Origin of the sequence: Streptomyces chumphonensis (assembly GCF_014779715.1) — a bacterium.
GTDB classification, from domain to species: Bacteria; Actinomycetota; Actinomycetes; order Streptomycetales; family Streptomycetaceae; genus Streptomyces; species Streptomyces chumphonensis.
Map to the genome: position 1 here is coordinate 654,547 of NZ_JACXYU010000001.1, position 20,830 is coordinate 675,376.

At 74.9% G+C, this 20,830-nt stretch carries 13 protein-coding genes; 8 read left to right on the forward strand and 5 right to left on the reverse strand.

Annotated features, from left to right (window positions below):
• Positions 1-163: 163 nt before the first annotated feature.
• From IF129_RS02655 to IF129_RS02665, 3 genes are all read left to right on the forward strand, one after another.
• Positions 164-1,462 (forward strand): extracellular solute-binding protein, encoded by a 1,299-nt coding sequence (locus tag IF129_RS02655; protein ID WP_191207751.1) that lies wholly within the window; start codon positions 164-166, stop codon positions 1,460-1,462.
• A gap of 83 nt (positions 1,463-1,545) precedes the next feature.
• A complete protein-coding gene (locus IF129_RS02660; protein WP_191207752.1) occupies positions 1,546-2,583 on the forward strand; it encodes a LacI family DNA-binding transcriptional regulator in 1,038 nt (345 codons plus the stop codon).
• A 100-nt stretch (positions 2,584-2,683) separates the two neighbouring features.
• On the forward strand, positions 2,684-3,781 hold the full coding sequence (locus IF129_RS02665) for a phosphatase PAP2 family protein (RefSeq protein ID WP_191207753.1): 1,098 nt from the start codon (positions 2,684-2,686) through the stop codon (positions 3,779-3,781).
• On the opposite strand, the gene IF129_RS02670 is transcribed toward IF129_RS02665, so the two are convergent.
• A complete protein-coding gene (locus tag IF129_RS02670; protein ID WP_191207754.1) occupies positions 3,751-6,822 on the reverse strand; it encodes a bifunctional [glutamine synthetase] adenylyltransferase/[glutamine synthetase]-adenylyl-L-tyrosine phosphorylase in 3,072 nt (1,023 codons plus the stop codon). The two genes, IF129_RS02665 and IF129_RS02670, sit on opposite strands and share 31 nt — an antisense overlap.
• A 14-nt stretch (positions 6,823-6,836) precedes the next feature.
• Positions 6,837-8,198: a type I glutamate--ammonia ligase gene (glnA, locus tag IF129_RS02675; protein ID WP_191207755.1), complete on the reverse strand. Its 1,362-nt coding sequence runs from the start codon at positions 8,196-8,198 to the stop codon at positions 6,837-6,839.
• 283 nt (positions 8,199-8,481) lie between these two features.
• Between glnA and IF129_RS02680 the strand changes: the two genes are divergently transcribed.
• Both IF129_RS02680 and IF129_RS02685 read left to right on the forward strand, forming a co-directional pair.
• Positions 8,482-9,876, forward strand: coding sequence for an FAD-binding oxidoreductase (locus IF129_RS02680; RefSeq protein ID WP_191208239.1), 1,395 nt, complete (start codon positions 8,482-8,484; stop codon positions 9,874-9,876).
• Positions 9,877-9,945: 69 nt separating this feature from the next.
• The gene (locus tag IF129_RS02685) at positions 9,946-11,712 is read left to right on the forward strand and encodes an NAD+ synthase (RefSeq protein ID WP_191207756.1); all 1,767 of its coding nucleotides are present in this window, start codon (positions 9,946-9,948) and stop codon (positions 11,710-11,712) included.
• A 14-nt stretch (positions 11,713-11,726) separates the two neighbouring features.
• Here the strand turns inward: IF129_RS02685 and IF129_RS02690 are convergent, their stop codons facing one another.
• Together IF129_RS02690 and IF129_RS02695 are read right to left on the reverse strand one after the other, a co-directional pair.
• A complete protein-coding gene (locus IF129_RS02690; protein ID WP_191207757.1) occupies positions 11,727-12,941 on the reverse strand; it encodes an MFS transporter in 1,215 nt (404 codons plus the stop codon).
• Positions 12,942-13,048: 107 nt separating this feature from the next.
• On the reverse strand, positions 13,049-14,086 hold the full coding sequence (locus tag IF129_RS02695; protein ID WP_191207758.1) for an endonuclease/exonuclease/phosphatase family protein: 1,038 nt from the start codon (positions 14,084-14,086) through the stop codon (positions 13,049-13,051).
• 414 nt (positions 14,087-14,500) lie between these two features.
• On the opposite strand from IF129_RS02695, the gene panB reads away from it, so the two are divergent.
• The 3 genes from panB to IF129_RS02710 all read left to right on the forward strand — a co-directional run bounded on the left by panB (position 14,501) and on the right by IF129_RS02710 (position 17,379).
• Positions 14,501-15,364, forward strand: coding sequence for a 3-methyl-2-oxobutanoate hydroxymethyltransferase (gene panB / locus IF129_RS02700; protein WP_191207759.1), 864 nt, complete (start codon positions 14,501-14,503; stop codon positions 15,362-15,364).
• Positions 15,365-15,538: 174 nt separating this feature from the next.
• Complete coding sequence (locus IF129_RS02705; protein ID WP_191207760.1) at positions 15,539-16,549, forward strand: ATP-binding cassette domain-containing protein; 1,011 nt, start codon at positions 15,539-15,541, stop codon at positions 16,547-16,549.
• Positions 16,546-17,379 carry an ABC transporter permease gene (locus IF129_RS02710; protein ID WP_191207761.1) on the forward strand — a complete coding sequence of 278 codons (834 nt, stop codon included), beginning with the start codon at positions 16,546-16,548 and terminating at the stop codon, positions 17,377-17,379. The genes IF129_RS02705 and IF129_RS02710 overlap by 4 nt, the downstream gene beginning before the upstream one ends.
• Positions 17,380-17,436: 57 nt before the next feature.
• On the opposite strand, the gene IF129_RS02715 is transcribed toward IF129_RS02710, so the two are convergent.
• Positions 17,437-20,796, reverse strand: a complete 3,360-nt coding sequence (locus IF129_RS02715; protein WP_318153505.1) for a BTAD domain-containing putative transcriptional regulator — start codon at positions 20,794-20,796, stop codon at positions 17,437-17,439.
• Positions 20,797-20,830: the final 34 nt, after the last annotated feature.

Consider the following 20,830-nt stretch of genomic DNA (forward strand, 5'->3'; position numbering starts at 1 on the left):
CTCGGCGGCGCCGGGCTGACCAGGAACGTAACAGCGCCGAAAACTTTCCGAAAGACCTTGCGGCAAATTTCTGCAACTCATGTTTCAGCCACTTACGCAAGGAGTTGCAGGGCTGCTAGGTTCCTCCGGACCCAGCGGGCGATCGGGCAAAGGGGAGATATCGATGAGGCGACGAAGAGGTCACGGAATCCGCTCACGGGCGGCCGCGGCGGGGGTCACGGCCCTGGCGCTGACGCTCGCGGCGACCGGCTGCGGGCCGGCGGACGACGGCGATCCGGCGGACGTCACAGGCTCGGTCACCTGGTGGGACACCTCGGGGCCGACCGAGGCGCCCGCCGTGCACCGGCTCGTCGCGGAGTTCGAGAAGGAGCACCCGAAGATCGACGTCGACTACGTGAACGTCGACTTCTTCGAGGCCCAGCAGCAGTACCGGGACGCCGTGCGGGACGGGAGCGGGGTGCCGGACGTGCTGCGGGCGGACGTCGGCTGGATGGCCGGATTCGTGCAGGACGGACTGCTGGCCGACCTCACCGGCACCGCGGCCGTCCCGGAGCCGGAGGGCTTCCTGGAGACCACCACGGCCTCGGTCACCTTCGACGGACGCACCTACGGCGCGCCCCAGGTCACCGACCCCCTCGCGCTCCTGTACAACAAGGAGCTCTTCGACGAGGCGGGCCTCACCCGTCCCCCCGACACCTGGGAGTCGCTGCGGGACGCGGCGCTGACGATCAAGGAGACGACGGGTGTCGACGGCATCGCCCTCAACACCGACCCGTACTACGCGCTGCCCTTCCTCTACGGCGAGGGCTCCGACCTCCTCGACCCGGAGCTGGCACGCATCACCGTCGCGGACGACGCCTCCGTGCGGGCCGCCTCCACCGCCGCCGACCTCGTCGACTCCGGCGCCGCCCGCAAGCCCCCGGCCGAGGACGCCTACGGGGCGATGCAGTCGGCCTTCCAGCGCGGCGAGGTCGCGATGATCTTCGACGGTCCCTGGGCGACGACCGGCATATTCGAGGGCGCGGCCTTCGACGACCGCGAGAACCTGGGCATCGCGCCCGTCCCGGCCGGCTCGACGGGCGAGCGCGGCTCCCCCACCGGCGGCCACAACCTCGTCGTCTCCGCCGGCACGGAGCACCCGGAGGCCGCGCGGCTGTTCGTCGGCTTCATGACGGCCGCCGAGCAGCAGGAGGAGCTCGCGCTGAAGCTGAGCCTGCTGCCGACGCGCAAGGCCGCCTACACCCGCCAGGTGCTGTCCGACCCGATCCGCAACTCCTTCTACTTCGCCAGCACCACCTGCGTGCCCCGGCTGTCGGTACCCGAGGGCGCCGAGCTGCTCGCGACGTTCGAGCCCCGGTGGGAGGCGATCCTGCGGGGCACGCAGCCGCCCGAGGAGGCCCTCGCGGAGACCGCCGAGACCTGGAGCACCTCCGTCCTGCCGGACTGGCCCGTCGCCCGCTGAGCCCGCGCCCCGCCCGCGCCTCCCCCGCCCCGGCGGGACGGGGCGGTGCGCGCGACGCGGTCCGGCCGGTACAGTCCGTTGCTGTGACCGCACGGCTAGCTGACATCGCAGCCCAGGCGGGGGTCAGCGAGGCGACGGTCAGCCGGGTCCTGAACGGCAAGCCGGGAGTCGCCGCTGCCACCCGCGAATCCGTCCTGACGGCGCTCGACCTCCTGGGGTACGAGCGCCCGGCCCGGCTGCGGCAGCGCAGCGCCGGGCTCGTCGGGCTGATCACGCCGGAGCTGGAGAATCCCATATTCCCCGCCTTCGCGCAGGTCATCGCCCAGGCGCTGACCCGCCAGGGCTACACCCCGGTCCTCGCCACCCAGACGCCCGGCGGCTCCACCGAGGACGAGCTGACCGAGATGCTCGTCGAACGCGGTGTGGCGGGGATCATCTACGTCTCGGGGCTGCACGCGGACACCACGGCCGACATGCAGCGCTACGAGAAGCTGCGCGGCCAGGGCGTCCCGTACGTCCTGATCAACGGTTTCTCGCCGAAGGTCCGGGCGGCGTTCATCTCCCCCGACGACCGGGCGGCGATGCGGCTCGCGGTCACCCACCTCGTCTCGCTCGGCCACGAACGCGTGGGGCTGGCGCTCGGCCCGGCCCGGTTCGTCCCCGTCCAGCGCAAGATCGAGGGCTTCCTGCACGCCGTGGAGGAGCAGCTCGGGCTGAGCGGACCGGACGCCGAGGCGCTCGTCCAGCACTCGCTGTACACACTGGAGGGCGGGCAGGCGGCGACGGGCGCGCTGCTGGAGCGGGGCTGCACCGGCGTGGTCTGCGCCAGCGACATGATGGCCCTCGGCGCGATCCGGGCCGTCCGGCAGCACGGGCTCACCGTGCCCGGCGACGTCTCCGTCATCGGCTTCGACGACTCCCCGCTGATCGCCTTCACCGATCCCCCGCTGACGACGATCCGGCAGCCGGTCAACGCCATGGGGCAGGCGGCCGTCCGCGCGCTCCTGGAGGAGATCGGCGGCACCCCCGCACCGCACGGGGAGTTCGTGTTCCTGCCCGAACTGGTGGTCCGCGGCTCCACGGCGGCGGCGCCCGCGACTGCGCGCGCGGGGACGGGCTGAGACACTGGGAGCGGTGTAGACCTCTCGGATGACGGGGGTCGGCCGGAACCCGACCGGAGGATGATCGGCGGTACCGGCCCGTCTGGCAGACTGACCTCTCATGGGGGTACCGACAACGCGACACGAGGGTGACGACGGGGTGGCGACGGCGAGTCCGCTGGCTGACAACGGAGCGTCGTCGAGGTCCCGGTGGGCGCGTGGACGGCGTTCCCCCCGGCGCCCGGTCATCTGGGTCGAGCTCGGCCTCATCGGCGTCAGCTACTTCGTGTACTCGATGATCCGCAACGCGGTGCCCGAGCACGAGACGGTCGCCATGAAGAACGCGCACTGGGTCTGGGACCTGGAGTCCGGCCTCGGACTGGCCTTCGAGGAGAGCTGGAACCACGCGATCAACAGCGTGACGTGGCTCATCGTCTCGATGAACTACTACTACGCCACCCTGCACTTCGTCGTGACGATCGGTGTACTGGTGTGGCTCTACCGGTTCCAGCCCGGCCGCTACGCGGCCGCCCGCACCGCGCTGTTCGCCACGACGGGCGTCGCCCTGCTCGGTTACTATCTGTACCCGCTCGCACCGCCCCGGCTCATGACGGGCGGTGACTTCATCGACACGGTCATCGTGCACGACACCTGGGGTTCGATGGCCTCGGGCAACATGGCCAACGTCTCCAACCAGTACGCCGCGATGCCCTCGATGCACATCGGCTGGTCCGCCTGGTGCGGTGTGCTCATCGTGCTGCTCGCCCGGCCCCTGTGGGTGAAGGCGCTGGGCGTCCTCTACCCCGTCCTGACGCTCGTGGTGATCGTCGCGACCGCCAACCACTTCTGGCTGGACGCGGTGGGCGGCCTGCTGTGCCTGGCCTTCGGGTTCGCCGTGGCCTGGCTGTGGTCCGGACGGCTGCCGCACCGGCTGCCCGCGCAGGCCGCGCGGCGCGGTCGGCCCGACGCCGGCGGCGTCCTCCCGGCGCGGGGCCCCGAAGCCGGCGCCCCCGTCCCCGCGAGCGCCCCGGCGGCGTCGGAACCGGCCGTTCCGGCGGGCCCCGACGACCGGCGGCAGGACGTCCCCCCGGCCGCCGTGCCGCAGGCCCCCGTCCGCGCGGAGCGGAGCGGGGGGCGCCCGGGCCCGGAGGAGCCCGCCCCGGCCCCGGTCCGTCCGGGGCCGGGCGGTCAGGCGCCCGCGCGCTCCTCGTCCTCGTAGAACAGCCGCTCCACGACGGCCCGGGCGCGCCGCGTCGTGCGCCGGTAGTCCTCCAGCAGCTCCCCGACGTGCCCCGGCTCGTACCCCAGGTACCGGCCGACGGCCGCCAGCTCGCGCGGCTCGGACGGGAAGGTGTCGCCGGGCCGGCCGCGCACGAGCATCACCGCGTTGCGCACCCGGGTGGCCAGCAGCCACGCCTCGTCCAGGACGTCGGCGTCGTCCCCGTCCAGCAGGTCGGCGGCGCGGGCGGCGGCCAGGGCGTCGCGCGTCCGGGTCGTCCGCAGGTCGGGCACCTCGTGCGCGTGCCGGAGCTGGATCAGCTGCACCGTCCACTCGACGTCGGACAGGCCGCCGCGCCCCAGCTTGGCGTGGGTCGTCGGGTCGGCGCCGCGCGGCAGCCGCTCGGACTCCATGCGCGCCTTCAGCCGCCGGATCTCCCGTACCGCCTCGGCGGACGGCCCGCCCTCCGGATAGCGCAGCGGGTCGATCAGCGCGACGAAGCGGCGGCCCAGCTCCGCGTCGCCCGCGACGGGCTCGGCGCGCAGCAGCGCCTGGCTCTCCCACGCCAGTGACCAGCGCCGGTAGTACGCCTCGTAGGAGGCGAGGCTGCGCACCAGCGGGCCGGACTTGCCCTCGGGGCGCAGGTCGGCGTCGATGAGCAGCGGCGGATCGGTGGTGGGCAGCTGCAGGAGGCGCCGCATCTCACCCGCCACGGCCAGGGCGGCCTCGGCGGCCTCGCGCTCGCCGACGCCCTCCCGGGGCTCGTGCACGAAGACGACGTCGGCGTCGGAGCCGTACCCCTGCTCCAGGCCGCCGAAGCGGCCCATGCCGATCACGGCGAACCGGGTCGGCAGCGTGTCCCCCCAGCGGGCCCGCGTCGCGGCGCGCAGGGCCCCGGCGACGGTGGCGGCGTTGAGGTCGGAGACGGCGCGGCCGACCCGGTCGACGGCCGGGGCCGGGTCGACGTGGGCCGGGGAGTCCTCGGTGCCGTAGGCGCCGATGATGTCGGCGGCGGCCGTCCGGAACAGCTCCCGGCGGCGCACCCCCCGCGCGGCGGCGACGGCCTGCTCGGCGGTGTCCGCGCGCCCGACGGCGGCCAGCACCTCCTGCGTGAGCGCCTCCCGGCCGCGCGGCGCCAGCTCCTCCGCGCTGCCCAGCAGGGCGACGGCCTCGGGCGCCCGCATCAGCAGGTCCGGGGCGAGCCGTCCGGCGGAGAGCACCCGGGCGAGGTTCTCGGCGGCCGCCCCCTCGTCGCGCAGCAGCCGCAGGTACCAGGGGGTCTTGCCGAGTGCGTCGGAGACCTGCCGGAAGCCGAGGAGCCCGGCGTCCGGGTCGGCGGAGTCGGCGAACCAGCCCAGCAGCACGGGCAGCAGCGTGCGCTGGATGGCGGACTTGCGGCTGACGCCGGAGGCCAGCGCCTCCAGGTGCCGCAGTGCCCCGGCCGGGTCGGCGTAGCCCAGTGCCTCCAGGCGCTCCCGCGCGGCCTGCGTCCGCAACCGCGTCTCGCCCGGCGCGAGCTGGGCGACGGCGTCCAGCAGTGGGCGGTAGAAGAGCTTCTCGTGCAGCCGCCGCACGGCGGCGGCGTGCCGCTTCCACGCCTGGTGCAGCTCGGTGACCGGCTCGGCCCGGAAGCCCAGGACCCGGCCCAGGCGGCGCAGGGCCGCGTCGTCCTCGGGCATGAGGTGGGTGCGCCGCATCCGGTGCAGCTGGATGTGGTGCTCGACGGTGCGCAGGAAGCGGTAGGCGGCGTCGAGGTCGGCGGCGTCCCGGCGGCCGACGTAGCCCCCGGCGGCCAGCGCCCGCAGGGCCTCCAGGGTGGTCGGACTGCGCAGCTCCGGGTCGCTGCGGCCGTGCACGAGCTGGAGGAGCTGCACGGCGAACTCGACGTCGCGCAGCCCGCCGGGGCCCAGCTTCAGCTCCCGCTCGACGTGGGCGGCCGGGATGCCGGCGATCACGCGGCGGCGCATCTGCTGGACGTCGGTGACGAAGTTGTCCCGCTCGGATGCCTGCCACACCAGGGGGGAGACCGCCTCGCAGTACGCCCGGCCCAGCTCCGCGTCGCCGGCCACGAAGCGGGCCTTCAGCAGCGCCTGGAACTCCCAGGTCTTGGCCCAGCGCTGGTAGTAGGCCAGGTGGCTGGCGAGGGTGCGGACGAGCGGGCCGTTGCGGCCCTCCGGGCGGAGGTTGGCGTCCACGGGCCAGATGGTGCCCTCGGCCGTGGTGTCGGCGCAGATCCGCACCAGGTGTGCCGCGAGCCGCGTCGCCGCCCGGAGCGCTCCCGGCTCGTCGGCGTCCTCGGGGGCGCCCTGCGGCAGCTCGGCGACGAAGATGACGTCCACGTCCGAGACGTAGTTCAGCTCCCGGCCGCCGCACTTGCCCATGCCGATCACGGTCAGCCGGCAGGCGGCGGCGTCCTCGGGGGCGGCGGCCTCGGCGATCGCCAGCGCCGCGCGGAGGGTGGCGGTCGCGAGGTCGGCCAGCTCGGCGGCCGTCCGGGCGAGGTCGCTGGTGCCGCAGACGTCGCGGGCGGCGATGCCCAGCAGGGCCCGGCGGTAGGCGACGCGCAGGGCGTCGGGGGTGTCGGCGCCCTCCAGGGCGGCCTCGAACTCCTCGACGCCCGGGTGCAGGTCGGCCGTCTCCCAGGTGACCAGGGACTGCCAGTCGGTGGCGTGGGTGACCAGGTGGTCGGCCAGGGCCTCGGAGGCTCCGAGCACCCCGAGCAGCCGGTCGCGCAGCGGCTTCGCGGCGAGGACGGTGTCCAGCAGCCGCTGGCCGCCGTCCTCGCCGCCGCACAGTCGCTGCGCCTCCATCAGCCGCAGCAGTCCGCGCAGGGCCTGGTCCGGGTCGGCGGCCCCGCCGAGCCCGTCGAGCAGCACGGTGTTGTCGCGGTGCGGGGCCAGCTCGGGGGCGGCCAGGAGGCGGGCGGCCTCGGCCGGGTCGGTGAAGCCGTACCGCAGGAGGCGGCCGAACGCGCTGCGGCGCCGCCCGCCCGCGTCCGGCCCGGCCGGCCGCTCGGCCCCCGTCGACGCCCCCGCGCCCACCGGACGTCCGCCGCTCACAGGACCGGCAGGGACTTGCGCAGTTCGAAGGCGGTGACCTCGGAGCGGTACTCCTCCCACTCCTGGCGCTTGTTGCGCAGGAAGAAGTCGAAGACGTGCTCGCCGAGCGTCTCGGCGACCAGCTCGCTCTGCTCCATCAGGTCGATGGCCTCGCCCAGGTTCTGCGGAAGCGGCTTGATGCCGAGCGCGCGGCGCTCGGCGTCCGACAGCGCCCACACGTCGTCCTCGGCGCCGGCGGGCAGTTCGTAGCCCTCCTCGATGCCCTTGAGCCCGGCGGCCAGGAGCACCGCGTAGGCGAGATAGGGGTTGGCGCCGGAGTCCAGCGAGCGGACCTCGATGCGGGTCGAGCCGGTCTTGCCGGGCTTGTACATCGGCACCCGGATGAGGGCGGAGCGGTTGTTGTGGCCCCAGCAGATGTAGGACGGCGCCTCGCCGCCGGCGCCGGCCGTGCGCTGGGTGCCGCCCCAGATGCGCTTGTAGCTGTTGACCCACTGGTTGGTGACGGCCGAGATCTCCCCGGCGTGCCGCAGCAGTCCGGCGATGAAGGACCGGCCCACCTTGGAGAGCTGGTACTCGGCGCCCGACTCGTGGAAGGCGTTGCGGTCCCCCTCGAAGAGGGAGAGGTGGGTGTGCATGCCCGAGCCGGGGTACTCCGAGAACGGCTTCGGCATGAACGTCGCCTGCACGCCCTGCTCCAGCGCGACCTGCTTCATGACCAGGCGGAACGTCATGATGTTGTCCGCGGTGGCCAGGGCGTCGGCGTAGCGCAGGTCGATCTCCTGCTGGCCGGGCGCGCCCTCGTGGTGGGAGAACTCCACCGAGATGCCCATCGACTCCAGCATGGTGATGGCCTGCCGGCGGAAGTCCATGCCGACGTTCTGCGGGGTGTGGTCGAAGTACCCGGAGGAGTCCGCCGGGGTGGGGCGGGAGCCGTCGACGGGCTTGTTCTTGAGGAGGAAGAACTCGATCTCGGGGTGCGTGTAGAAGGTGAACCCGAGGTCGGAGGTGCGGGAGAGGATGCGCTTGAGGACGTAGCGGGGGTCGGCGTAGGACGGGGAGCCGTCGGGCATCAGGATGTCGCAGAACATGCGCGCGGTGCCGGGCGCCTCGGCCCGCCAGGGCAGGATCTGGAACGTGCTCGGCGCCGGCTTGGCGATCATGTCGGACTCGTAGACGCGGGCGAAGCCCTCGATGGCGGAGCCGTCGAAGCCGATGCCCTCGTCGAACGCCTGCTCCAGCTCGGCGGGGGCGACGGCGACGGACTTCAGGAAGCCGAGCACGTCCGTGAACCACAGCCGCACGAACCGGATGTCCCGTTCTTCGAGCGTCCGGAGCACGAATTCCTGCTGCTTGTCCATATCCACCCATCCTCGCTGGTCAGGCCGCCCTGCCGGCACGGGCAGGGCCGGATTCGCGCTTCGAGCATGCCACCGCGCGGTTTCCACCACGTTTCCGCCGGGCCTGCCCCTCATTGTGCGCCACGGGCCCGATCTTGGTCGACCTGCCCGGCCGGACGGGTCGGGCGTCGGGCGGGTGGCCCGCTTGCCGCCCGGGCCCGCGGTTCTAGGCTGGGAGGTGAGCGAACGTTCCGGTCGCGGCGGGGCTCGTCGTCGACCGGGAGGACGACGGGAGATGAGAGCGATGGCTCTCGACGTGGTGGCGGGCGCGGCCGTGGACGACCTGCGTACGACGCTCTCCGGTGACGTGCTCGTGCCCGACGACCCCCCGTACGACGAGGCCAGAGCGCTGTTCAACGGCATGATCGACCGCCGTCCGGCGCTCATCGCCCGGTGCGCGACACCGGCCGACGTCGCCGAGGCCCTCCGCTTCGGCCGGCGACTCGGCCTGCGGATCGCGGTACGCGGCGGCGGGCACGGCGTGGCGGGCAAGGCGCTGGTGGACGGCGGACTCGTGATCGACCTGCGGCCCATGCACGACGTCACCGTCGACCCCGGGGCCCGCACCGCCCGCGTCGGCGGCGGGGCGACGATGGGGCACCTGGACCGGGCGGCCGAGCCCTACGACCTCGCGACGACGGGCGGCCGGGTCTCCACGACGGGCGTGGGCGGCTTCCTGCTGGGCGGCGGCACCGGCTGGCTGGACCGGAAGTTCGGGCTGGCCAGCGACAACCTGCTGTCGGTGGACCTGGTGACGGCCGACGGGGAGCGGCTGACGGCCAGCGAGGACGAGCACCCCGAGCTGTTCTGGGCGCTGCACGGCGGAGGCGGCAACTTCGGGGTGGCGACCTCCTTCACCCTGCGGCTGCACCCGCTGCCGGTGGTGACGGTGATGCTGCTGCTGTGGGGCCCGGAGCGGGGCCCGGAGGTGGTCCGCACCTACCGCGACCTGATGGAGACCGCGCCCGACGACGTCTGCGGCGGGGTCATCTACCTCACCGCGCCCCCGGAGCCGTTCGTCCCCGACGGGCTCGTGGACCGGCTCGCGTGCGCCGTCCTGGTCGTCTACACCGGCCGCGAGGCGGCGGCCCGGGAGGCGGCGGCTCCGCTGCTCGGGCTGCGCCCGGAGGGGCGGATGGTCGCGGAGATGTCCGACGCGGACCTGGAGTCCATGCTCGACGACCCGCCCGGCTACCGGAACTACTGGTCGGCCGAGCACCTGGACGCGCTCCCGGACGAGGCCGTGGACCGCTACTGCGCGCGGGCCGACGACATGCTCGTCCCCTCGCCGACCCAGCACGCGCTGTTCCCGCAGGGCGGGGCGGCCGGCCGCAGCACCGCCGACCACCCCCTGCCGTGGCGGCACGCCCGGTGGGCCGTGCACCCCTTCTGCCTGTGGGAGGACCCGGCCGACGACGAGCGGTCCCGGCGGTGGGCCCGCGCGGTGCGTGAGGACGTGCGGCCGTGGGCGAGCGGGGCGGTGTACCTCAACTTCATCGGCGAGGAGGGGAAGGACCGCGTCGTCGCCGGGCTGGGGGAGGACAACCACCGCAGGCTGGCCGAGGTCAAGGCGCGCTACGACCCGGAGAACGTCTTCCGGCTCAACCACAACATCGAGCCGGCGACGTTCGGCAGCTGACGCGGGGGTCCCGGGGGCTCCGCGGTCGCACGGGAGACATCGCGTCAAAGTGACGGTAATGTGGGGGTCGTGCCTCAGATTCGACTCGCCCTGAACCAGATCGACTCCACCGTCGGGGACATCACCCGCAACGCCGAGGCGGTCGTGCAGTGGACGCGCCACGCCGCGGACCAGGGGGCGCACCTCGTCGCGTTCCCCGAGATGATGCTGACCGGCTACCCCGTCGAGGACCTGGCGCTGCGCGCGTCGTTCGTCGACGCCAGCCGCGCGGCGGTCTCCGCGCTGGCCGCACGGCTGGCCGAGGAGGGGATGGGCGAGGTGCCCGTCGTCGTCGGCTACCTGGACCGCGCCGAGCACCACAGCGCCCGCTACGGGCAGCCGGCCGGTGCGCCGCGGAACGCGGCGGCGGTGCTGCACCGGGGCGGGGTGGCGCTGACGTTCGCCAAGCACCACCTGCCGAACTACGGCGTGTTCGACGAGTTCCGGTACTTCGTGCCCGGCGACACCCTGCCGGTCGTGCGCGTCCACGGCGTGGACGTCGCGCTGGCCATCTGCGAGGACCTGTGGCAGGACGGCGGCCGGGTCCCGGCGGCGCGCAGCGCGGGTGCCGGGCTGCTGCTGTCCGTCAACGCCTCGCCCTACGAGCGGGACAAGGACGACACCCGCCTCGACCTCGTGCGCAAGCGCGCGCAGGAGGCGGGGTGCACGACGGCGTACCTGGCGATGATCGGCGGGCAGGACGAGCTGGTCTTCGACGGTGACTCGGTGGTCGTCGGCGCGGACGGGGAGGTGCTGGCGCGGGCGCCGCAGTTCGCCGAGGGCTGCGTCCTGCTGGACCTGGACCTCCCGGCGGCGGCTCCGGAGCCCCCCTCGGGCACGGTGGACGACGGGCTGCGCGTCGAGCACCGGACGCTGTCGGCCGACCCGCTGCCCGGCTACGCTCCGACGGTGCGCGGCGAGGTCGCCGAGCGGCTCGGGGACGAGGAGGAGATCTACACGGCCCTGGTGGTGGGGCTGCGGGCGTACGTCGCGAAGAACGGTTTCCGCTCGGTGCTCATCGGCCTCTCCGGCGGCATCGACTCCGCGCTGACGGCGGCCATCGCCTGCGACGCCGTCGGCGCCGAGCACGTGTACGGCGTCTCGATGCCCTCCCGGTACTCCTCGCAGCACTCGCGGGACGACGCGGCGGAGCTGGCACGGCTGACGGGCCTGAACTTCCGCACGGTGTCCATCGAGCCGATGTTCGACGCCTACATGGCGTCGGCCGAGCTGACCGGGCTGGCCGAGGAGAACCTCCAGGCCAGGCTGCGCGGCACGCTGCTGATGGGGCTGTCCAACCAGGAGGGGCACATCGTCCTCGCGCCGGGCAACAAGTCGGAGCTGGCCTGCGGCTACTCGACGCTGTACGGGGACTCCGTCGGGGCGTACGGGCCGATCAAGGACGTCTACAAGTCGACCGTCTTCCGGCTGGCGCGCTGGCGGAACCGCTCGGCGGCCGAGCGCGGCGAGACCCCGCCGATCCCGGAGAGCTCGATCACCAAGCCGCCCAGCGCCGAGCTGCGGCCCGGCCAGGTGGACGCCGACTCGCTGCCGGAATACGAGGTGCTCGACGCCGTTCTGGAGCTGTACGTGGACCGGGACCTGGGAGCCGAGGAGATCGTCGCCCGGGGCTTCGACGCGGAGCTGGTCACCCGGGTGCTGCGGATGACGGACACGGCGGAGTACAAGCGCCGCCAGTACCCGCCGGGCACGAAGATCTCACCGAAGGGCTTCGGCAAGGACCGCCGGCTGCCGATCACCAACCGCTGGCGCGAGTCCGCCGGGCCGCGCGGCTGACGCGCCGCCCCGGCTCAGACGCGCAGGCGGTCCCGGGTGCGCCGGACACCCCGGGAGACGACGCGGGAGGCGGGCCGGGGTGGGGCACCATCGCGGTCCAGCCGTCCGGCGGCGACGGCGACCCCCAGGCCCAGCACGGCCAGCCCGGCGCCCACCAGGGACGGCGAGGTCCAGCCCCAGCCGGCCGAGACGGCCAGGCCGCCGAGCCAGGCGCCGCCCGCGTTGGCCAGGTTGAACGCCGAGTGGTTGGAGGCGGAGGCCAGCGTGGGCGCCGCCCGCGCCTTGTTCATCACCAGCAACTGGAGCGGTGTGGTGGTCAGGAAGCCCACGGCGCCGATGAGCACCACGGTGACCAGGGCCGCCCACCGGACGTGGGCCGTGAAGTGGAAGGCGAGCAGGACGAGGGCCAGCGCGGCCAGGGAGCCGTAGAGCGTGGGCCGCAGGGCCCGGTCGGTGAGCGGCCCGGCGACGAGGGCGCCGAGCGTCATGCCGATCCCGAAGAGGGCGAGGACGAGCGTCACCGAGGACTGGGCCAGGCCGGTCACCTCGGTGACCGTCGAGGCGAGGTAGCTGTAGACGGCGAAGACGCCCGCGAAGCCGAAGACGGCGGTGAGCAGCCCGAGCACCACCTGGCGGTCGGCGAGCGCGCGCAGTTCGCCGCCCAGTCCTGCGCCGGGCTCCCGGGGCAGCCGGGGCACGAGCGCCGCCAGGGCGGCCATGGCCACGACGCCGACGGCGGTGACGACGAGGAAGGTCGCCCGCCAGCCGAAGTGCTGGCCGAGGGCGGTCCCGGCGGGGACGCCGACGACGTTGGCCACGGTCAGGCCGAGGAACATCGCGGCGACGGCGCGGGCCCGCCGGTCCGGGGCGACGAGCCGGGCGGCGACCACGGCGCCGACGCCGAAGAAGGCGCCGTGCGGCAGCCCGGCGAGCAGTCGTCCGGCCAGGAGGGTGCCGAAGCCGGGGGCGAGCACGGAGGCCAGGTTCCCCACGGTGAACAGGGCCATGAGGGCGACGAGCATGCGGCGGCGCGGCACCCGGGCGCCGACCGCCGTCAGGAGCGGGGCGCCGACGACGACGCCGACGGCGTACGCCGAGACGAGGTGCCCGGCGGTGGGGACGGAGGTCCCCAGGTCCTCGGCGACGTCGGGGAGCAGGCCCATCATCACGAACTCGGTCATGCCGATGCCGAAGGCGCCGATCGCCAGGGCGAGCACAGCGAGGGGCATGCGGGGGCCTTTCGGGTTCGGTCGGGGCGTCGGGAGGCAGGTTATGTTCCTAGCCGGAACAAAGCCTCGCACGGCCGTGCCGCCACCACGAAACCGCCGGGGCTCCCTCAGTCGGACAGGGTGAGCGACGCGGCCACCGGCAGGTGGTCGCTCCCGGTCGCGGGCAGCGTCCAGGACGAGACGGGCTCCAGTCCGCGCACCATGATCTGGTCGATCCGCGCCATCGGGAACGACGCGGGCCAGGAGAAGCCGAAGCCGTCCCCGGCGGCACCCTGGGTGGAGCGCATCTGCGCGGTGACCGACGCCAGGGCCCGGTCGTTCATCGTGCCGTTGAGGTCGCCGAGCAGGACGACGTCCGCCAGCGGCTCGTCGGCGATGGCCCGGCCCAGCTGGTCGGCCGCGTCGTCACGCTGCCCCGCCGTGAAACCGGCGTCGAGCTTCACCCGGACCGACGGCAGGTGCGCCGCGAAGACCGCGACCGGCCCCTGCGGGGTGACCACCGTCGTCCGCAGGGCCCGCGTCCAGCCGATCTTGATGTCGACGGGAGCCGTGTCCCGCAGCGGGAACCTGCTCCACACCCCGATGGTGCCCAGCACCGCACGGTGCGGGTACTCCTCGGCCAGGGCCTGCTCGTACACCTCGGTCGAGCGCGTGGGCAGTTCCTCCAGCGCGACGACGTCCGCCCCCGACTCCGCCAGCGCCTCCGCCGTGCCGCGCGGGTCCGCGTTGCCCGCGTCGACGTTGTGGGTGAGGACCGTGAGGTCACCGCCCTCGGCCGCCTTGGTCGTCAGCAGCCCGCCGAACAGTCCCGCCCACACCACGACGGGCACGAGCAACGCGGCCAGCGCCGTCATCGAGCGCCGCAGCAGGGCGCCCACCAGCAGCACCGGGACGCCGAGGCCGAACCACGGCAGGAACGTCTCCACGAGGCTGCCCAGGTTGCCGACCGCGTTCGGCACCCGGGCGTGCAGGGCCATGGTGGCGCCGAGCAGCACGGCGAGGACGGCGAGGACGATGCCGCGACGCCAGATCCCGGGAGCACGCCAGCCCCGGCCGGTGCGGCCGTCCGCGGCGCCGGGGCGTTCGGCGGTCGACTCCTCGTCGCCCGCGGCCGCGTCCGTGTGCACCGTGTACGCCCGTGCCATGCGTGTTCCTCACTGCCGGTGGTCCAGTCCCGCTCGAGCCCCCCCTGGTCATCGAAGCACGAACCCGTGGCGGGCACGGCCTTCCGAGGGGAACTCCCGTACGGTCGAGCGCGGCCGACCGTACTGCGGGAAGGACGATCCCGTACATCCCCTCAGTTCCGCTTCCTGCCAGGTGAGGCGACTCACGGCGGGCCGCCGGTGGTCCGGAGGCGGACCGCGGCGCTTCCGTTCGACGGCTCCCGGGCACGAGGCGACAGCCTGGCGGCGCACCCGGCCGCGCCGCCGGGCCACCTGCGGCCCGGTGTGACGCGGGCCCCGCTCCCCTTCCCCCGAAGCCGCCCGGGGTGCCACCATGGACAGCGATCCGGAGACGCCGTCAGGGCGCTTCGAGACGACACCCCAGGAGCCCATGCCATGACGCATGCCCACACGGCTGCCGACAGCAGCCAGGCCGTGAAGAGTCTGTACGGTACGGCCCAGAACCGGCGCATCACCGTCCGCGACCTCGCCGCAGCCAAGGAGCGCGGCGAGAAGTGGGCGATGCTCACCGCCTACGACGCGGTGACCGCCTCCGTCTTTGACGAGTCGGGCATCCCCGTCCTCCTCGTGGGGGACTCGGCGGGGAACTGCCACCTCGGCTACGACACCACGGTCCCGGTCACGCTGGACCAGATGGCGATGCTCTCCGCCGCCGTCGTGCGCGGCACGCGCCGCGCCCTGGTCGTCGGCGACCTGCCGTTCGGCTCGTACCAGGAGGGCCCCACCCAGGCGCTGCGCAGCGCGACCCGGCTCGTCAAGGACGCCGGCGTCGGCGCGGTGAAGCTGGAGGGCGGCGAGCGCTCGCTGGCCCAGACGGAGCTGCTGGTCTCCGCCGGCATCCCCGTCATGTCGCACCTCGGGCTGACCCCGCAGTCCGTGAACACCATGGGCTACCGGGTCCAGGGCCGGGGCGACGAGGACGCGCACCGGTTGCTGCGCGACGCCAAGGCCGCGCAGGACGCCGGCGCCTTCGCCGTCGTCCTGGAGATGGTCCCGGCCGAGCTGGCCGCCGAGGTGACCCGCTCCCTGCACGTCCCCACCATCGGCATCGGCGCCGGCGGCGCCTGCGACGCCCAGGTGCTGGTGTGGACCGACATGGCGGGCCTCACCGGCGGCCGGGTGCCGCGCTTCGTCAAGCAGTACGCGCAGCTGCGCGCGGCCCTCGGCGACGCCGCGAAGGCGTTCGCCGACGATGTCGCGGAGGGCGCCTTCCCGCAGGAGGAGCACACCTTCCACTGACCTCTCCCGGCACACCGCGCGGCCCGTCGGCCCGGCCCATCCCCCAGCCCGCCGACGGGCCGTGGCGTGCCCGGTCCGGCGGCGCGTCGGCGGCGGCGGCGGATGTCGGCGGGGCGTCGGCGGCGACCGGCGGATGTCGGTAGGACGTCGGCGGCGGCTGGCACCGTCGTCGGCATGACGCGCACAACGAACGGAAGCGACCTCGCCGTGGACGTCCACGGCCTGGTCAAGCACTTCGGGGAGACCCGGGCCCTGGACGGGGTGGACCTCGCCGTGGCGGAGGGCACGGTGCACGGCGTGCTCGGCCCGAACGGCGCGGGCAAGACGACGCTCGTGCGCTGCCTGGCCACACTCCTCGTGCCGGACGCCGGCCGCGCGAGCGTCGCCGGGCTCGACGTCGTCCGGCAGCCCGCGTCGCTGCGCCGGGCGATCGGGCTGACCGGGCAGTACGCCTCCGTGGACGAGAAGATCTCCGGCTGGGAGAACCTCTACCTCATCGGCCGGCTCCTGGACCTCTCCCGCGCGGACGCCCGATCCCGCGCCGACGCGCTGCTGGAGCGGTTCTCCCTGACGGAGGCGGCCCACCGCCCCCCGCGCACCTACTCGGGCGGCATGCGCCGCCGCCTGGACCTGGCGGCGTCCATGATCGGCCGCCCGCGGGTCCTCTTCCTGGACGAGCCGACCACCGGGCTCGACCCGCGCACCCGCAACGAGGTGTGGGCGGAGGTCCGCCGGCTGACCCGCGAGGGCACGACCGTCCTGCTGACCACCCAGTACATGGAGGAGGCCGAGCACCTGGCCGGCGCGCTGACCGTCGTGGACCGGGGCAGGGTCATCGCCGAGGGCACGGTGGACGGCCTCAAGGCCCGGGTCGGCGGACGCACCCTGGAGATCCGTCCCGCCGATCCCGGCGAACTGCACCGGCTGCTGGGCGCCCTCGCCCAGTCGCGGGCCGCCGGTCCGGCCGCGCCCCGCGCCGACGTGGCCGAGGGCGTGGTGCACGTGCCCGTCGTGAGCGACGCGCACCTGACCGACGTCGTCCGCCTGCTCGCCGAGCGCGGCTTCGCGCTGGCCGGCGTCGGCACCCACCTGCCCAGCCTGGACGAGGTGTTCCTCGCCCTCACCGGTGAGCGGACCGCCCCCGCCGACACCACCGCACCCGCCACCGAGGAGGCCGCCGCATGACCACCGCGACCGCGACCCGCTCCCCCGCCCCGGCCCCCGTGCGCGACGTGGGCGCCCCCACGCCGCGCGACCACCTGCGGCACGTCGGCGCCCTGGTGCGCCGACAGGCCCTCCAGGCCAAGGGCGACCCGCAGTCGATGATGGACGCCCTGCTCATGCCCATCGTCTTCACGCTGCTGTTCGTGTACGTCTTCGGCGGCGCGATCGGTGCCGACGGCGACCGGGACCGCTACACCGACTACCTGATGCCCGGCATGATGGCGATGACGAGCATCGGCATCGCCATGGCCGTCGGCACCGGCCTCAACGAGGACCTGCGCACCGGCGTGATGGACCGGTTCCGGGCCCTGCCCATCGCCCGCTCCTCGGTGCTGGTGGCGAAGGTCGTCGTCGAGCTGGGGCGCATGCTCGTGGCGTTCGCCGTGCTGCTCCTGGTGGGGCTCGCCGTCGGAATGGACGTCGACGGCCGCTGGGCCGAGCTGGGCGCGGCCGTCGCGCTGACCGCGCTGTTCGGCACCTCGCTGCTGTGGATCTTCATGCTGCTCGGGCTGCTGCTGAAGAGCGCGCAGGCCATCCAGGGCGCCTCGTTCCTGGCACTGATGCCGTTGCAGTTCGGGTCGTCGATCTTCGTGCCGGTCGAGACGATGCCGGGCTGGCTGGAGGCGTTCGCCTCCGTCAACCCGCTCTCCCACGCCGCCGACGCCGCCCGGGGACTGATGATCGGTCAGGGGCCGGTGGCACAGCCCGTGCTGTGGACGCTCGTCTGGGCCGTGGGACTCACCGCCGTCACGGCCCCGCTGGCCGTGCGCACCTTCCGCCGTCGCACCTGAGCGCCCGCGCCCGGGGGCCGCGCCGGCCGGGGCGGGCGCACGCCCGCCCCGGCCGGTTCACGTCTGCCGGGGCGGGTGCGCGGCCGGGGCGGGCACCCGGTCGCGCGGGGCGCACAGCACGGCGACGTCGGCGGGGGCGAGGCGGGCGCCGTCGGTGTGGGCGCGGGCGTACGCGGCGTCCCCGAGCACCGGGCGGACGGCGGTCTCGGCACGTTCCCGGCAGTCCCGCACGTTGCGCGTGCCCGCGCCCAGCGGCAGGTCGCGGGCGTCGAAGGCGCCCAGCACCCGTGCGGCGTCCTCGGCCCGGCCGGCCCCCGCCAGCGCCTCGGCGGCGGTGGCCAGCTGCGTCGTCGTCAGGTGCGGGGCGACCAACTGGGTGACGCGGTCCTCGGCGGTGCGGGCGAGGGCCTCCCGCAGCAGGACGAGGGCCTGCCCGTGCGCGCCCTCCAGCACGTGCAGCCAGGCCGCTATCCCGTCGATCATGCCCCGGAACATCGGCGGCGAGCCCTCGTGGAAACGGGTCCGCAGGACGTCCAACTGCTCGCGGGCCTCGCGCGTCCGGCCGTACCGCCCGTGCCACATGGTCAGCAGCACCCGGGCGAAGACGACCACGTCCTCGCTCTGCCCCTCGCCGTCCCGCAACGCCTCCCGCAGGACGCGGCCGACCAGCTCCGGGTCCCCGTCGGCCTCCAGGTGGACGCCCGCCAGCCGGGCGCGCAGGAGGGGGACCTCGCTGTGGGCGCCCAGTTTCTCCGCGAGGGCGACGGCCGCCTCGTAGTTCCCGGCCGCCGCCGCGAGGTCGCCCCGGCGCTCGTCGATCTCCCCGTGGCCGGAGAGGGCCTGTGCGACCCCCCACGCGTCCTGGAGCCGGGTGAAGATCGCCAGGGCCTCCTCGGCGTCGCGGGCCGCCTGCTCCAGGGCGGGGGGACGTTCCAGCGCGAACCGGGTGCGCATGTGCAGCGCGAACGCCAGGTCCCACTCCTCCCCGCCGGCCCGGGCGGCGTCGACCGCGGCGTCCAGGGCCCCGAACAGCAGCTCGCCCTCGCTCAGGAGGATCAGCGCGTACAGCCAGGCGTAGCCGGGCGGGTGGCAGGTCTGCGGCAGGCCGGGCCGGTAGACGCGGGTGATCTCGCGCAGCCGGGCCCGGTAGGCGGGGTCCGACAGCAGGTCCATGTCGGGTTCGCCGCTGCACAACTGGAGGAGCCACGCACCGCGCCGGGCCTCGGCGAGCCGGTCGGGCGGCAGGGGCGGGGGGACGGCCGTGGCCCGCCCGGACACCGGCACGGCCGGTTCGGCGGGAGGCGCGAACGGGTCGGGGAAGAGGCCGCAGACCTCCCGGGACCAGGTGGTGACGTCCCGGGTGTGGCCGCGCAGGGTCCAGAACCACTGCAACCCGTGCAGGAGGCCGAGCGCCTCGTGCTCCTCCCCGGCGTCGACCGCCCGGCGCAGCGCGGCGCGGAGGTTGTCGTGGTCGCGCTCCAGCCGCTCCAGGTGCGCCCGCTGACCGGGACCGCGGAGCAACGGCTCGGTGGTGCGGGCGAGTTCGCGGTACGCCGCCAGGTGGCGCCGACGGGTGTCCGCCCCCTCCCCCGCCTCGTCGAGCCGCTCGGCGGCGTACTCGGCGACCGTCTCCAGCAGCCGGTACCGCATCCCGTCCGGCGTGGTGTCCGCGACGACCAGCGACTTGTCGACGAGGGAGCCGAGGAGCGGGACGACGTCGCGGGCGGCCACGCCCGCCCCCGCGCACACCTCCTCGGCCTGCTCCGGTGCGCAGCCGCCCGAGCACACGGCGAGACGGCGCAGGACGGCGCGCTCGGGCCCGTCCAGCAGGTCCCACGACCAGTCCACGACGGCGCGCAGCGTCTGCTGCCGGGGCAGGGCGGTGCGGCTCCCGCCGGTCAGCAGCCGGAACCGGTCCCCCAGCCGGTCCACGAGCTGGCGCGGGGTCAGGGAACGCAGCCGGGCCGCCGCCAGCTCGATGGCCAGCGGCAGGCCGTCCAGCCTTCGGCACAGGTCGGCGCAGGCCGTCGGGTCCTCGGCGGTGGAGAAGCCGGCGCGCGTCGCCGCGCCCCGGTCCTGGAGCAGGCGCAGGGCCATGGCCTGCGGCAGCGGGTCGACGACGACCACCGACTCACCTCCCACCCCCAGCGGCTCCCGGCTCGTGGCCAGCACCGTGACGTGCGGGCAGGAGAGGGCGAGCCGCTCGGCGAGTCGGGCGGCGGCGTCGATCACGTGCTCGCAGTTGTCCAGGAGCAGGAGCATGCGACGCGGCGCGCAGTGCTCGGCCAGCCGGTCGAGCGGGTCGGCGGCCGGAGCCCCGGCGCGGGTGGCCGCGCGCAGGCTCTCGGAGGTCCCGAGCACCGTCTCGCGCCCGCCGAGTGCGGTCAGCACGGCCTCCGGCACCGTCGCGGGGTCGCGGACGGAGGCCAGCTCCGCGAGCCGGACGCCGTCGGGGTAGTGGTCGGCCAGGGCGTCGGCCGCCTCCTGCGCCAGCCGGGTCTTGCCGCAGCCGCCGGTCCCCAGCAGGGTCACCAGGCGGTGGCGGGGCAGCTCGGCGCGCAGGGCGGCCAGCTCCTCCTCACGGCCGACGAACGAGGTCAGCCGGGGCCGCAGACTCCCCGGCGGGAACGCCGGGGCGGCGGGCGGCTCGGGAGGCGGGGCGGTCGGGGCGGTCGTCCGGGTGAGGAGCTCGGCGTGCAGGGCCCGCAGCCCGGGGCCGGGGTCGGTCCCCAGCCGCGCGGCCAGCCGCGCGCGGACCCCCTCGTAGTCGGCCAGCGCCTCCGCCGGACGCCCCGCGTCGCGCAGCGCCCGCAGCCGCAGGAGCTGGGACCGTTCGTCCAGGGGGTGCTCCGCGCACAGCTGCGCCAGCTCCGGCAGCGCCTGCGCGGCCCCGCCCGTCGCCAGGACGGCTTCGGCGCGCGCCCGGCGCGCCTCCGTGCGGCGGGCCTCGGCGCGGCGGGCCGCCGGGTCGACACCCGTCCGGTCGGCCGCGTCGGACAGGTCGGCCAGGGCGGGGCCGCGCCACAGCGCCAGCGCCTCGTCCAGCACGGACACGGCGGCGACCGGACGGCCGGCGTCCAGCGCGGCGATCCCCTGCGCGGTCAGCCGCTCGAAACGGTGGAGGTCGACGTCGTCGGGGCGGGCGGCCAGCCGGTACCCGCCGTCCGCCAGCTCGACGGCGTCCCGGCCGAGCGTGCGGCGCAGCCGCCCGACCAGAGCCTGCAACGCGGCCTGCGGGTCGGCCGGGGCGTCGCCCCCGGGCCACACCGCGCCGGTGAGCGCCGGCAGCCCGACGACGTGCCCGGGGCGGACGGCCAGTGCCGTCAGCAGCGCCCGCAGCCGGGACCCGCCCACCGCGACGGCGGACCCGTCGTCCCGCTCGACCCGTACCGCGCCCAGAACCCCGTACCGATACACGGCGCCATTGTCCCCTCCGGAGCGCGGCACCGCG